The organism is Arthrobacter sp. TMN-49 (assembly GCF_054511095.1).
On the sequence record NZ_JBTNDH010000013.1, the window covers coordinates 17573 to 30058 of the forward strand.

Genomic DNA, 12486 nt, shown 5'->3' on the forward strand with positions numbered 1-12486 from the left:
CCATTGAAAGGAATGCTGTGCTGCGCACACATGACCTAGGCTCCTTGCGGGCCGAACATATTGGCCAAACCGTCACACTTTCGGGGTGGGTTGCTCGCCGTCGAGATCATGGTGGTGTGGCTTTCCTTGATCTGCGTGACGCCTCGGGCGTGTCGCAGATTGTGGTACGAGAAGAGGATGTGTTCCATTCACTGCGCAACGAATTCGTTTTGCAGATCACTGGAACTGTTTCCCGCCGCCCCGAGGGCAACGAGAACCCGGCACTGGCAACAGGTGAGATTGAAGTCATGGCGGATGCCGTCGTGGTCCTCAACGAGGCCGCACCGCTGCCGTTCCAGGTGGACGAGCACGTTGAGGTTGGCGAGGAAGCGCGCCTGAAGCACCGCTACCTGGACCTGCGCCGCCCAGCCATGCAGCGCAACCTGCGCCTGCGCTCGGAGGCCAACCGTGTGGCCCGCGAACTGTTGCACGAGCAGGGCTACATTGAGATTGAAACCCCCACGCTGACCCGTTCCACCCCTGAAGGGGCCCGCGACTTCGTGGTTCCTGCACGTTTGGCGCCGGGTTCCTGGTACGCACTGCCGCAATCCCCTCAGCTGTTCAAGCAGTTGCTGCAGGTGGGCGGCTTTGAGAAGTACTACCAGATTGCCCGCTGCTACCGCGACGAGGATTTCCGTGCGGACCGCCAGCCGGAATTCACGCAGCTGGACATCGAGGCCAGCTTCGTTGACCAAGATGACATCATCGCCTTGGGCGAGAAGGTTGTCTCGGCCCTGTGGAAGCTGATCGACGTCGAAATCCCAATGCCCATCCAGCGCATGACGTACCGCGACGCCATGGCCCGCTTCGGCTCGGACAAGCCTGACCTGCGCTTCGGGCTGGAATTAACCGAGATGACCGAGTTCTTCAAGGACACCGAGTTCGGCGTGTTCAAGGCTCCCTACGTTGGCGCAGTGGTCATGCCCGGTGGCGCTTCACAGCCTCGCCGCCAGCTCGATGCTTGGCAGGAATGGGCCAAGCAGCGCGGCGCCAAGGGCCTGGCCTACGTACTGGTCAAGGAAGAGGGCGAACTGACTGGTCCGGTTGCCAAGAACCTGACAGACACCGAGCGTGCCGGCCTGGCCGACGCCGTTGGTGCCAAGATCGGCGACTGCATCTTCTTCGCCGCCGGGGAAGTTTCCCCCGCACGCGCACTCCTGGGTGCAGCCCGCGTTGAGATCGGCCACCGCACCGGCTTGATCAACCCGGCCGACTGGGCGTTCGTGTGGATTGTTGACGCACCCATGTTTGAGCCAGCGTCCGACGCCGTTGCCTCCGGTGACGTTGCTGTTGGCGCCGGCAAGTGGACAGCTGTGCACCATGCATTCACTTCGCCCAAGCCCGAGTTCATGGACACCTTCGACACCGACCCGGAAAACGCGCTGTCCTACGCCTACGACATCGTGTGCAACGGCAACGAAATCGGTGGCGGTTCCATCCGTATCCACCGCAGCGACGTGCAGGAACGCGTGTTTGAGCTCATGGGCCTGGACAAGGAGTCCGCGCAGACCAAATTCGGCTTCCTGCTGGAGGGCTTCAAGTTCGGCGCCCCGCCGCACGGCGGCATTGCCATTGGTTGGGACCGCGCAGTGTCCCTGCTGGCCGGCGTGGATTCCATCCGCGACGTCATTGCGTTCCCGAAGTCCGGCGGCGGCTACGACCCGTTGACTCAGGCGCCAGCCCCCATCACGGCGCAGCAGCGCAGGGAAGCCGGCGTTGACTTCAAGCCGGAAGCCAAGCCTGAGTCCAAGGTTGAGGTGAAGGCCGGAGCTAAGTAGTTCGGCACCTTGTGTATCGAGTGTGCAGCTGATGCGACTTCCGGCCTCTGAAGTCGCATCAGCTGCACGCTCACGAAGTGCGGGGAGATATCACCCCGCAATGGTGAGTCCGGCGATGACGTGAGCTAGCTTGGGAACTTCCCGGACGACGTCGGACACTCCACGTGCCGCTACGATAAAGCGATGAAAAGCCCCGCAGCCGAGAACCCGATCCTGGACACCCTCGAACGGTTGATGAATGCGGCCTGGCCCGCGCCGGAGGTAGTAGATGGTGACGCTTGGGTGCTGCGGTCGGCCGGCTCTGTCACCCAGCGGGCCAACTCGGCGTGGCCACGGCGGCCCCCGGCCGATCTTGACGAGGCTCTACGGCTGACCGCCGGCTGGTATGCCGCGCGACGCCAGCCAGTCATATTTCAAGTGACGCGGCGCCCGGAAAACGATTCGCTGGAACGGTTGCTGGATCGGGAACGGTACTCCCGTCAGTCTGAGACCCTCATCATGGCTGCGGCCAACAACGCGGCCGAGGCCGTTCCCGTGCCGGAGGGCATCACGCTGACGGTGACCGATGCGCCGTCAGATGCGTGGATGGAGCTGTGGTGGCGGATCGAGGGCAGGGGAGGGGCGGCCGCACGTGAGGTGGCCCATGAGATCCTCACCGGGGTCCCCTCCCTGTACGCCTCAGCGTTGAATCCCGACGGCGCAGTGGTGGGAACCGGGCGGTTGACGGTAGTCAATGGTTGGGGCGGGATTTATTGCATGAGTGTTCATCCGGAGTGTCGGCGCCAAGGCGTTGCCGCAGCAATCGTCCGCCAGCTCCTTGACGCGGCACGTGAGCGAGGTGCCGCCCAGTCGTGGCTGCTGGTGACCGCCGCGAACACCGGAGCGCAAGCACTGTACGAGCGTGCCGGATTCCGTCAGATGGGCAGATACCACTACCGCCAGGCACCGCTGCGCCGGGCACCCATCGCCTGCTGACTGACCGGGTTCCTCTGGTCTTCCCTGGCGCCCGTTCATTCAGCTGGCTGCGAATAGTGTGGCGTGCGTCGTCGCGCTCGGCTTGACTGGCGTCATGACACGGATATTGATCCTCGGAGGCACCGCGTGGCTCAGCCGCGAAGTTGCGGAACAGTTTGTTGACAATGGTGACGAGGTGACGTGCCTTGCTCGTGGTGAATCCGGGGACGTGGCCCCGGGAGTCACCTTTGTCCGGGCGAACCGGGACGAGGCCAACGCCCTCGGCGAAGTCGCCGATGGACCATGGGATGCTGTCATTGATGTCTCCCGCCAACCGGGACAGGTCAGGCGTGCAGTACGCGAGCTGCAGCTGTCGGCTCAAACGTACATCTTCATCTCCTCAGGGAATGTATACGCCGACCAGGGCCGGATCGGCCAAGACGAGGATGCTTCGCTTCTGAATCCGCTCGACGGCGACGTCATGGAAACGATGAAGACCTACGGTGAGGCGAAGGTTGCCTGTGAGCAAGCTGTTGTCGAAGGTTTCGGGTCTGACCGTTCCATGATCGTGCGCATCGGGCTCATTGGCGGCCCCGGCGACATTTTCGGCCGGACTGGGTATTGGCCGCTACGATTTGCCCACCCATCCACACTTGAGAAGTCAGTTCTGGCACCATTTGCCCCCAACCTGCCAACCAGCGTCATTGACGTGCGCGACCTCGCAGCGTGGCTTGTGAGGTCAACGACGGCGCAGCTTCATGGTGTCTTCAACGCCACCGGTGACGTCCGCATGTTCGATAAGCACTTGGCTATTGCCCGCCAAATCTCCGGTCATACTGGGCCACTTGTCGTCGCGGCGCCCGATTGGCTCCGCCAACACGGGGTCGCCGAGTGGGCAGGTGAGAAATCACTGCCTCTCTGGCTCGAGGATCCGAGCTGGCACGGGATGAATGCCAGAAGCAACCAACGTGCCAAAGCTGCCGGCCTCACGCTGCGATCCCTGGAAGAAACACTCATAGACACCCTCGCCTGGGAGCGAAGCGCCGGCATCGACAGACCTCGACGAGCCGGACTTTCGTCCGGTGACGAAGCCCAACTCCTGGCAGCATTCAGACGAGTACACGGATCCTGAAATGCGGTGCCCACAACGACCACTCAGGGTTTGGCCGACCGGGCGTGGATGTGTTGAAGCAACAACGGGATTCCACCTGTTCTCCGGGCCGTTTCTCGGATGCTTGGGTGTGTGAGACTTGTGAGGTGGACGAAGAATCAGTGGGTGCCCTGCACCATGTCGAGCTGTGGGTGCCAAGCCTTGAACGCGCCAAGGACGAATGGGGATGGATCCTCACTCGTTTGGGATACTCGCCCGACCAGAATTGGGCTCAGGGAACCAGCTGGCGGCGAGGGCCCACCTATATTGTTGTTGAGGAGTCGCCGGCGCTGACCGGCAGAGAGCATCAGAGAACCGCCCCGGGAATGAATCACCTGGCATTTCATGCTGGAAGTGAACAACGGGTTGATGCGTTGTTGGCGGACAGCCAGCTCCACGGCTGGCAACCTCTCTTTGCGGATCAATATCCCCACGCAGGGGGCCCCGAGCATTACGCTGCCTACCTAATGAACTCTGACGGCTTCGAAATCGAACTCGTCGCCAGCACATGATCCAAGACAGTTCCCCCTCCGCCCCACGCCTGTCGGTGACAATCGAGTATCCACGTCGAGAACTAGACTTCCGAACGTGAATACACCTGCGTTTTCGATACGATGAACGGTTGCCGCCGACTGGCCTGAGATCCGTGATCTGCGGCTGAAAATGATCCGCGATAGCCCCACGGCCTACACTGAAACACTTCAGCAAGCGCGCAGTCACGACGAGACCGAGTGGCGGATCCGCGGGAACCGCGGCACTGCCGAGAACGGCATTGCCATTGCCATTGCAGCGATCTCCGACGCCGGACTCTGGATAGGGACGATGGGTGGGTTCGTACCCGATCCGGACACGGACACCTTGCTTGTGGGCGTATACGTAGTTCCAGAGTTTCGCGGGCGTCGGCTGGGCTTGACAGATGCCCTGTTGGCCACAGTGGAAGACTGGGCCCGCACCGAAAGCAGCCGGCTATCCCTTCATGTACACGAAGACAACGCTCGCGCAAGGAAGTACTACGAACGTCGAGGGTATGCAACCACCGGTCAAACCGTGGCCTACAATCTAGACCCCACGAAACTCGAACTAGAAATGGTCAAGCAGATCTAACGTTTGTCGCCTCGCAGCGGCCTGAAAAGTCATCGGAATTGGTGAATTGTTAACGATCAATGACGAGAATGTTGTCCGTGACCTTGGTCCAGCCCGATTCCAGCTTTCCAGTATCCGAGCCATCCGCTAGAAGCCTCGTTGTGAATGCGCCGCTCATGCCCGAAACCGTCACAATCTCTCCAGAGCCGGCACCGTTGCCGCAACCTACGTGCGAACCGGCGACATCAGTAGGGACTACAGCCACGCACGCCGTTCTGGCATCGTCGCTTTGCGCGGCAAAGTACCGCACGCCGTCCTTGGTGGTGAGAAGGCGAATACTGTCACTGTTCACTCCCTCCGGCAAGGAGACGATGGCAGGCATTTTGTCTTCAGGTGTAGCGGCGCGGTCCAGTGCCTTGAGCCCGGCCTGCCCTGAACAGCCACTCAGGATAAGAACTGCAATGCCGGCCGCGGCAGCGAGCGGAAGTGACACACGTTTCACTGTTTTCCCCCAGTGTCGATTTCACTCGAGGCTACAGCATCAGTCCCACGCGGGGCACGATCCCCGGCTGGGTTGTCTGCGGCGATGCGTGCCATGGCCGCCGCGAGGTCCGCGAATGCGGTGCGGAGTTCGGCTGGCTCCAGCACTGTGAGGCGGACGTCGATGAGCAACAGCCATCTGGCCATGGCCTGGTAGCTGTCGGCACCCGCGTTCACAATGCAAGTACTGGCAGTCTCCTCGGTGACAGTTCCCCAGACTGGCTGGATCCACGGGGCGACCATGGCGCGTGGGGCATGCATACGGACGGTCCCGGTCACCTGCCGCCATCCGTTCGCCAATTGCGCCGTCACATAATCGTGTAGGTCTTCGGCTGGAGGGTTCCGCGGGTAGCTGGGCTTGTTCGTGATCGCCGCCTCGCTGATCCGGTCGACGCGGAAGGTGCGCCAGCTGGCAGACTCGAGACTGTATGCCAGGAGATACCAGTGGCCCATCGTGTGCACGAGATGCAACGGTTCGAGCTGACGGGCTCCGGTCTCACCGGAAAAGCGGCGGTACTGGCACACGATCTGTCGGCGGTCCCGGCACGCGCGAGCGAGGAGCGCGAGCGTGGTGATATTGACCATTTCATCCGGTCCGCCGACTACTGTCCCCAGATCAAGGCTGCTGGTGTGGGCCAGGAACGCCTCGACGACGGGTCGTAACCGGGGTGGCATGACTCGGTGCAGTTTGTCGTACGCGCTCAAGGCGCCCTCGGCAGCGCCAGGGGCAGTGCCAGTGTTGGCCACCATGTCCCGGAGGGAGACCAACACGGCGACGGCCTCGTCGGCGTCGAACATGAGGGGTGGCAGTGTCGCCCCGGCCTCGAGTTGATAGCCGCCGCCGGCACCCAGCATGGTCGTGACGGGGTAGCCGAGCTCTCGCAATCGGCCAATGTCCCGCCGCACGGTCCGTGGAGTCACCTCGAGTTCAACGGCAAGCTGCTCGGCGTTCCAGTCGCGCCGTCGCTGCAAGAGCGCCAGTAGTCGCAGTAGCCGTCCAGATGTATCCCACATGGAGTCCATCATCCCCGATGAGTAGGACAAGAGCTGTCCGCCTTGCCTGCAAGAGTGTTCTCATGAACACCCCACATGAGACAAGCATTACTCCCTTCCGCGTCAACATCCCGCAATCAGACATCGACGATCTAGCATCCCGCCTTCGGGCGACCCGGCTGCCCGCCCCGCTGCCCGGAGACGACTGGGACACGGGCATCCCCAGAGGATATCTCCGGGAACTCGTCAGCGCCTGGAGCGAGGACTTCAATTGGCGAGACTTCGAATCCCGCTTGAACGAAATTCCCCAGTTCACAACGGACATCGGCGGTCAGCGGATCCACTTCGCCCATGTACGCTCCGCCGTGGCGGATGCGACGCCGGTGCTCCTCACCCATGGCTGGCCCGGGTCGTTTCTTGAATTCCTGCACGTCATCGGCCCGCTCACCGACCCCGAGTCCCACGGGGGGAGCCGGGCGGACGCCGTTCACCTGATCATCCCTTCACTACCGGGTTTTGGGTTCTCGACCCCGCTCCACGGTTCCGGGTGGACCACCGCACGGATCGCCACAACATGGGTCGAACTGATGGATCGTCTCGGCTACGGACGCTTCGCAGTACAAGGTGGCGACCTCGGTGCCACCATCTCGCCAGAGGTAGCCCGGGTCGCACCCGAGCGTGTGATTGGAGTGCACGTCAACGGGGCACTCGGCTTCCCCGGAAACATTGGCGGGGATGCCCGTGCTGCGATGAGCCCGCTGGATCAGGACCGGATGGCGCGCATTGGCAGGTTTATGATCGAGGAGTACGGTTACATTGCCATCCAGTCCACCCGGCCGGGCCTCGTCGGAATCGCCCTCGCCGACTCGCCCGTGGCCCAATTGGCCTGGATGCTCGATAAATTCCGGGCTTGGACGTGGCCACTGGAGACACTGCCTGACAAGATCCTCGGATGCGAATGGATCTTGGCCAACGCCTCGCTGTACTGGTTCACCGCCAGCGGCGGATCGGCCGCTTACGTCGGGTACGCCCAGAATCCTTGGGGCGCCCCGCCGGCAAATTCTGGAGTGCCGACGGCGGCCATCCAGTTCGCGCACGACGTCGGCATCCGTTCACTATCAAGCCAGGAGAACACGATCGTCCGCTGGCGCGACATCGAAAACCGCGGCGGTCACTTCGCTGCACTCGAAGAACCGGGACTATTCATCGACGACCTGCGGGAGTTTCTACGCGGCAGGTTGCGCTAGAAGCTGTCCATGATGGCTTGGGACGTTTCGACGTTGGCAAATTCCCCACCAAACAGATTGGTTGCTGTGGTTTTCGATAAGTCTGCTGCTTTCGTAACCGACCCGTCTGGGCCTTGCAGGTCAAAGGTGTGGCAGGCGTCGATGGCCACAACGGTGTGGAAGCCAAGGTTGCCGGACATCCGTGCAGTTGTTTCGACGCACATGTTGGTTTGTATTCCGCAGAGGACGAGCTGTTCGATTCCGCTAGCGGTGAGCCATGCGGCAAGGTCGGGCGAGCCGTAGAAGGCGGAGTTGACCGTTTTCGTGACAGCTAGCGTTGGTGTGATGTCAGCTAAGAATGGTTTTAGTTGTGAACTGATCCGTCCCGGGTGAAACGTCGATTCGAGCCGCGAGGACGTGTGCGTCACCATGACAAGAGGAAGCCCGTGGTTCTGCCAGAACTCGACTAAGCGACGGGTGTTTTCTTCAGCATCGGGGTTGTCTCGTTCTCCCCAGTAGGCGTGATCATCAAAGGTCTGTTGCACATCGATCACGATGAGTGCCGGATTGGGTGCCATGCGAAGTTCACGTTTTTCAGACGGCGATGTCTGCTGTGAGGCTTGGGAGGGGCTTGTATGACTAGGAGTACCGCGGTCAGATGTATTCATGGTTACCACTCTGCCCGGGGTTGTTCAACACCCGTGAGTGGCAGCTATGACATTGTCCGATGGTTTTCCGCCATATGCTGAAGCGATGCTTTCCGTCGCACTTCTCCTCTTGCCTGGTGCCCGGCTCTTTGACATTGCCGTCATCACCGAAACGTGGGCGCCCGAACGTCTTTCTTCGCCGCCCCTCGCCATTGAACTGCGCCGCTGCTCCGACGAGCCGGGGCCTGTGCCACTCACCGAAGGGGCTCATTGTGCCCCGGACGCACCTTTGGCGTGGGCTGAGATGGCCGACGTCGTCCTCATCCCCGGCCTGGGCGACGTCGGCCTAATGCCTGAAGCCAAGTATCTGCGCGTGATCACAGAAGCGCACCGGCGTGGCGCCGTCGTCGCATCGCTGTGCTCGGGGGCGTTCGTCCTGGCGGAAACCGGCCTATTGGATGGTGGGACCGCAACAACCCACTGGGGATTGGCCAGCACCTTGGCTGCACGGTACCCCGCAGTCCAGGTTGATCCATCGGTGCTCTTTGTGGGCGGCAACCGCGTATGGACATCCGCCGGCGTTGCTGCCGGAATCGACCTAAGCATCCACCTCATCCGGTTGCTATGCGGCGGTCACGTGGCGACGACGGTATCCAGATCAATGGTCATGGCACCCCATCGGACGGGTGGGCAAGCACAATTTGTTCGTTCTCCGGTGACTGTGAAAGCACCCGACGGGGACGCCTTGGACGTGGTTCGCCAGTTGCTGGCGAACGACCCCCGCCAGCCGTGGACGGTGGCGGAGTTTGCCAAAAATGCGTGCATGTCCGAGCGAACTTTCGTTCGACGATTCATGGCCGAAACCGGAACGAGCCCCCATCAATGGGTATTGAATTGGCGCATCGACGAAGCCAGTCAACTGCTGGAAGCAAGCGATGCGTCCATAGCTGAGATTGCCGATGCCGTCGGATACGCGTCGCCGGTATCTTTTCGCCAGCGATTCCGTGCCCTCAAAGGCGTTGCGCCATTGGAATACCGCAAGGCCTTCCAGATGCGAAACTAGACACCTACCGCATGCCGTTCCATCTGTTCAGACATTGCCACGGCGCCAAAGCACGGCGGGCACGGAATCGTGTGCTGATGGGCAAGCAGCTAACTGGGCAAGCGCCAGACCCGGAGTAACCAATGCGCGGAGCTAGTCCACCGGTGTCGTCTTACGCCGCTGCTTAGTCGATGGGTGAGACACGGATTAGGTTGCCCTCCGGGTCGGTGACCACGAAAGTGCGCCCGAACACGTCGTCGTAGGGCTCCTCGACGACGGTAGCCCCCTTGGCCTTCCACACGGTGAAGCAGTCATTGACTCCGGTCGCTGCCCCCGGCAGCATCAGCCCCACCTCGCTGGTGCGCGGAGTCGTCGGCGTGACTGTGCCAGCGCGGCCGGACCATAAGGCGAAGAGTACCCCCGGGGCCACCTCGAAGGGGACGTATCGCGGAGTGACGGTGATGGGTTCCATTTCGAATAGCTCGCTGTAGAAACGTGTGGCGCGCTCGATATCGGTGACGTAGATGAGGAACAAGTTCGGCGTTGCCATGATGATCTCCTTAGTTGATGGCGTCTGGTAGGCCAAGCGTGCCATCAATACATGACAGCCCTTGTCTTGTATCCACCGATAATGGGGAGATGAAGTCTCAACGCCTGCTTTCAATGATGCTGCTACTCCAGATCCACCACCAGATGACGGCGGTTGAGCTGGCCGAGGAGCTGGGAGTGTCGGTCAGAACGGTATTGCGCGACGTCGTGGCTCTGGCGGACGCGGGCGTACCTGTGTTCGCCGAGCGCGGTCGGTACGGTGGCATAGTGCTGCTGCCAGGGTCGCAGTTGGATGTGTCCAAGCTGAGTCCCACCGACGTCGAGACCCTGAAACTACTGGGGCTCGATCCCGAGCAAAGACGCCAACTTGGCGTCGAATCACTGATGCTCAGCGCCCAGCGGAAGCTTGCGTCTCGTCAGGCGCTGCGCCCTCGGCCACAGTTGCCGTTGTCCCAATTGGTGGTGGTTGACAACACCCCGTGGTTTAGCCCGGTGCAAGGCGCCGCCGGGGTCGCCGAGCTCGCCAGAGCCCTGCAGCCGGGTAAGCGTTTGCGGATTCACTACCGCAGAAGTGCCGAAGGGGCGAGTTCATGGAACACCGTGGACCCGTACGGTCTCCTCGCGAAGGCCGGCCGTTGGTACCTGGTAGCTGACGCGTCTGGCGTGCCTCGACTGTATTTGTTGCAACGGCTTGAGCGCTGGGAAGTTCTTCCAGAGGACAGGCTCCTTCGTCCGGAGGCAACACTTGCCAGCGTCAGCCGTGAATTGAGTACGACGGTGCAGAGCCGGGGCGTCGTCAGGATCACCGCGACGCTCTCGAAGGACCGGCTTGACCTCGCTCAAAGAATTCTGGGCTCGCGGCTCGCCAGTAGCAAGCCGTTGGGCCCCGACACAGTCGAGATAACAGTGATCTATGACCAAATCGAAGCTGTGCGTCAGCTCTTGCAATTCGGCGTCCACCTGCACGTCACGGGGCCCGCAGAAGCGCAGGCGATCATGAGGGACGTTGCCACTGACACGGCGGCGCTGTACGGACGCTGAACCGGCATCGTGGTCCACACGTATCCCGTTCGGACTACGCCAGAAAGGGGCCGGAGGATCACGGAATAGGGCAGAAATACCTATGCGGTGCGGATGCGGCGCAATGCAACGATGATGCCGATCCCTGCGATCAAAGCAATGGCACCGGGCATGATCTGTCCGAAAGCCATCGCAAATAGCGGCAAGACGATGCCCAGCCATACGCCGGTCACCAGAAGAACTGCCGCCACAACCCACCCGAACGTTCGCAGCGCCATACTGTTCATCTGTTGTGTGGTCATCATGTTGCCCCCAGGCAAGAACTAGGTTCAGGGAGTCAAGGGCGGGCCACCCTGCCCTTGACAGTGTTGGTTCACCGTCGCTGGGAACGAAGGTCAATGTCAATAGTTCGGTCCAATTGGCACAAGGCGTGGTGGGGGATCGGCCACGAGGTGGATTGGGCTCGCCCCAACTGCTGCTTAACGGACTTGCACTTCTGGGCGAACGTGCGGGCTATCGGTGGGTATTTCCCTGGCGAGCTGCGTTGCCGCGGCGACAATGGCGCGTGGACGCGCGCCTCCTGTCGAAAAAGGGGGAGCGACGGACTCGGTCAGGGGAGAAGTCATGCCATGATCGAGCAATGAACTGGCCAAAGATTGAAACCGTCATGTCAGATCGTCTACGCCTGGAACCCCTCTCCGTTGAGCATGCGCCAGAAATGGTCGATGTACTGGCGGACGCATCCATTTATGAATATACGGGCGGCGAGGCTCCCTCACTTGAGCAGCTAGAACGCCGATTCACAGCACAGGCCATCGGGCACTCCGCAGACGAACTACAGGGGTGGTTTAACTGGGTTGTAAAAGCAAAAGATAGCAACGTGCCCATGGGAATCGTTCAGGCGACCGTAGAACGGAACGGGAAAGAGATGGTTGCAAATATTGCCTGGGTTATTGCACCAATCCACCAGGGACAGGGGATCGCATCTGAAGCCAGCGTGACAATGTCGCGCTGGCTACAATCCCAAGGCGTGAATAGTTTCGTGGCGAACATACATCCCGAACATGATTCCTCCATGGGTGTGGCACTGCATCAAGCCCTGCACCCGACTCCCACGACAGAGAACGGCGAGATCCGCTGGGAATCGTAAAAAAGATACGACAGTAGGCGCGTCCCCTGCGGGCCCGCGGCGAAGGTCGTGCCGAGCTCGACTCAGGCAGCCTGCCCCGCATGGAGGTCGGAGCGGATGCTCGAGGTGCCGTACAGCGTTTCAAGAACAACGACTGGTCGAAGAAGGCGTCTGCCGGTGCCCACTTGCCAAGATGCTGAAAATGTGTAGTGTCTTCGTCGCGGAGTCGCTCCGTGGATCAGCAGCAAAGATCGGGTGCGCAATTACCATGTGGTCGCTCAGTGAGATTGCGGCAGCGATCGCGATCTCGAAAAACCCAGACATCACGGCCACCGC

Annotated in this window: 14 protein-coding genes; 9 read left to right on the plus strand and 5 right to left on the minus strand. The window is 61.3% G+C overall.

Annotation, left to right across the window (positions count from 1 at the left end; all coding sequences use genetic code 11):
• Nucleotides 1–17 precede the first annotated feature (17 nt).
• The 5 genes from aspS to ACX80E_RS07700 all read left to right on the plus strand — a co-directional run bounded on the left by aspS (nt 18) and on the right by ACX80E_RS07700 (nt 5025).
• Nucleotides 18–1817, plus strand: coding sequence for an aspartate--tRNA ligase (aspS, locus tag ACX80E_RS07680; protein ID WP_459301333.1), 1800 nt, complete (start codon nt 18–20; stop codon nt 1815–1817).
• A gap of 183 nt (nt 1818–2000) precedes the next feature.
• Nucleotides 2001–2792, plus strand: coding sequence for a GNAT family N-acetyltransferase (locus tag ACX80E_RS07685; RefSeq protein WP_459301334.1), 792 nt, complete (start codon nt 2001–2003; stop codon nt 2790–2792).
• Between the two features lie 94 nt (nt 2793–2886).
• Nucleotides 2887–3903, plus strand: a complete 1017-nt coding sequence (locus ACX80E_RS07690; RefSeq protein WP_459301335.1) for a Rossmann-fold NAD(P)-binding domain-containing protein — start codon at nt 2887–2889, stop codon at nt 3901–3903.
• 125 nt (nt 3904–4028) lie between these two features.
• Complete coding sequence (locus ACX80E_RS07695) at nt 4029–4433, plus strand: VOC family protein (RefSeq protein WP_459301336.1); 405 nt, start codon at nt 4029–4031, stop codon at nt 4431–4433.
• A gap of 151 nt (nt 4434–4584) precedes the next feature.
• Entirely contained in the window at nt 4585–5025 is a 441-nt protein-coding gene (locus tag ACX80E_RS07700; RefSeq protein WP_459301337.1) for a GNAT family N-acetyltransferase, read from the plus strand.
• 49 nt (nt 5026–5074) lie between these two features.
• On the opposite strand, the gene ACX80E_RS07705 is transcribed toward ACX80E_RS07700, so the two are convergent.
• On the minus strand, nt 5075–5497 hold the full coding sequence (locus ACX80E_RS07705; protein WP_459301338.1) for a hypothetical protein: 423 nt from the start codon (nt 5495–5497) through the stop codon (nt 5075–5077).
• A 5-nt stretch (nt 5498–5502) separates the two neighbouring features.
• On the minus strand, nt 5503–6558 hold the full coding sequence (locus ACX80E_RS07710) for a helix-turn-helix transcriptional regulator (RefSeq protein ID WP_459301339.1): 1056 nt from the start codon (nt 6556–6558) through the stop codon (nt 5503–5505).
• 62 nt (nt 6559–6620) lie between these two features.
• Here ACX80E_RS07710 and ACX80E_RS07715 point away from each other — a divergent pair, with 62 nt between their 5' ends.
• Nucleotides 6621–7784, plus strand: a complete 1164-nt coding sequence (locus tag ACX80E_RS07715; protein ID WP_459301340.1) for an epoxide hydrolase family protein — start codon at nt 6621–6623, stop codon at nt 7782–7784.
• Here the strand turns inward: ACX80E_RS07715 and ACX80E_RS07720 are convergent.
• Nucleotides 7781–8431, minus strand: coding sequence for a cysteine hydrolase family protein (locus tag ACX80E_RS07720; RefSeq protein ID WP_459301341.1), 651 nt, complete (start codon nt 8429–8431; stop codon nt 7781–7783). The two genes, ACX80E_RS07715 and ACX80E_RS07720, sit on opposite strands and share 4 nt — an antisense overlap.
• A gap of 85 nt (nt 8432–8516) precedes the next feature.
• On the opposite strand from ACX80E_RS07720, the gene ACX80E_RS07725 reads away from it, so the two are divergent.
• Nucleotides 8517–9473 (plus strand): GlxA family transcriptional regulator, encoded by a 957-nt coding sequence (locus ACX80E_RS07725; protein ID WP_459301342.1) that lies wholly within the window; start codon nt 8517–8519, stop codon nt 9471–9473.
• A 163-nt stretch (nt 9474–9636) separates the two neighbouring features.
• Here the strand turns inward: ACX80E_RS07725 and ACX80E_RS07730 are convergent, their stop codons facing one another.
• Entirely contained in the window at nt 9637–10002 is a 366-nt protein-coding gene (locus tag ACX80E_RS07730) for a VOC family protein (RefSeq protein ID WP_459301343.1), read from the minus strand.
• An 89-nt stretch (nt 10003–10091) separates the two neighbouring features.
• Between ACX80E_RS07730 and ACX80E_RS07735 the strand changes: the two genes are divergently transcribed.
• Entirely contained in the window at nt 10092–11042 is a 951-nt protein-coding gene (locus ACX80E_RS07735) for a helix-turn-helix transcriptional regulator (RefSeq protein ID WP_459301344.1), read from the plus strand.
• A gap of 80 nt (nt 11043–11122) precedes the next feature.
• Here ACX80E_RS07735 and ACX80E_RS07740 read toward each other — a convergent pair whose 3' ends face one another.
• Entirely contained in the window at nt 11123–11326 is a 204-nt protein-coding gene (locus tag ACX80E_RS07740) for a hypothetical protein (protein WP_459301345.1), read from the minus strand.
• Between the two features lie 335 nt (nt 11327–11661).
• Here ACX80E_RS07740 and ACX80E_RS07745 point away from each other — a divergent pair, with 335 nt between their 5' ends.
• The gene (locus ACX80E_RS07745) at nt 11662–12171 is read left to right on the plus strand and encodes a GNAT family N-acetyltransferase (protein WP_459301346.1); all 510 of its coding nucleotides are present in this window, start codon (nt 11662–11664) and stop codon (nt 12169–12171) included.
• Nucleotides 12172–12486: the final 315 nt, after the last annotated feature.

Excerpts from the sequence above, each read along its gene's own strand:
- ACX80E_RS07735 (WP_459301344.1), top strand. The coding sequence starts at position 10,092 with ATGAAGTCTCAACGCCTGCTTTCAATGATGCTGCTACTCCAGATCCAC.
- ACX80E_RS07725 (WP_459301342.1), top strand. The coding sequence starts at position 8,517 with ATGCTTTCCGTCGCACTTCTCCTCTTGCCTGGTGCCCGGCTCTTTGAC.
- ACX80E_RS07745 (WP_459301346.1), top strand. The coding sequence starts at position 11,662 with ATGAACTGGCCAAAGATTGAAACCGTCATGTCAGATCGTCTACGCCTG.
- ACX80E_RS07730 (WP_459301343.1), bottom strand. The coding sequence starts at position 10,002 with ATGGCAACGCCGAACTTGTTCCTCATCTACGTCACCGATATCGAGCGC.
- ACX80E_RS07710 (WP_459301339.1), bottom strand. The coding sequence starts at position 6,558 with ATGTGGGATACATCTGGACGGCTACTGCGACTACTGGCGCTCTTGCAG.
- ACX80E_RS07720 (WP_459301341.1), bottom strand. The coding sequence starts at position 8,431 with ATGAATACATCTGACCGCGGTACTCCTAGTCATACAAGCCCCTCCCAA.
- ACX80E_RS07715 (WP_459301340.1), top strand. The coding sequence starts at position 6,621 with ATGAACACCCCACATGAGACAAGCATTACTCCCTTCCGCGTCAACATC.
- ACX80E_RS07690 (WP_459301335.1), top strand. The coding sequence starts at position 2,887 with ATGACACGGATATTGATCCTCGGAGGCACCGCGTGGCTCAGCCGCGAA.
- ACX80E_RS07740 (WP_459301345.1), bottom strand. The coding sequence starts at position 11,326 with ATGATGACCACACAACAGATGAACAGTATGGCGCTGCGAACGTTCGGG.
- ACX80E_RS07700 (WP_459301337.1), top strand. The coding sequence starts at position 4,585 with ATGATCCGCGATAGCCCCACGGCCTACACTGAAACACTTCAGCAAGCG.
- ACX80E_RS07685 (WP_459301334.1), top strand. The coding sequence starts at position 2,001 with ATGAAAAGCCCCGCAGCCGAGAACCCGATCCTGGACACCCTCGAACGG.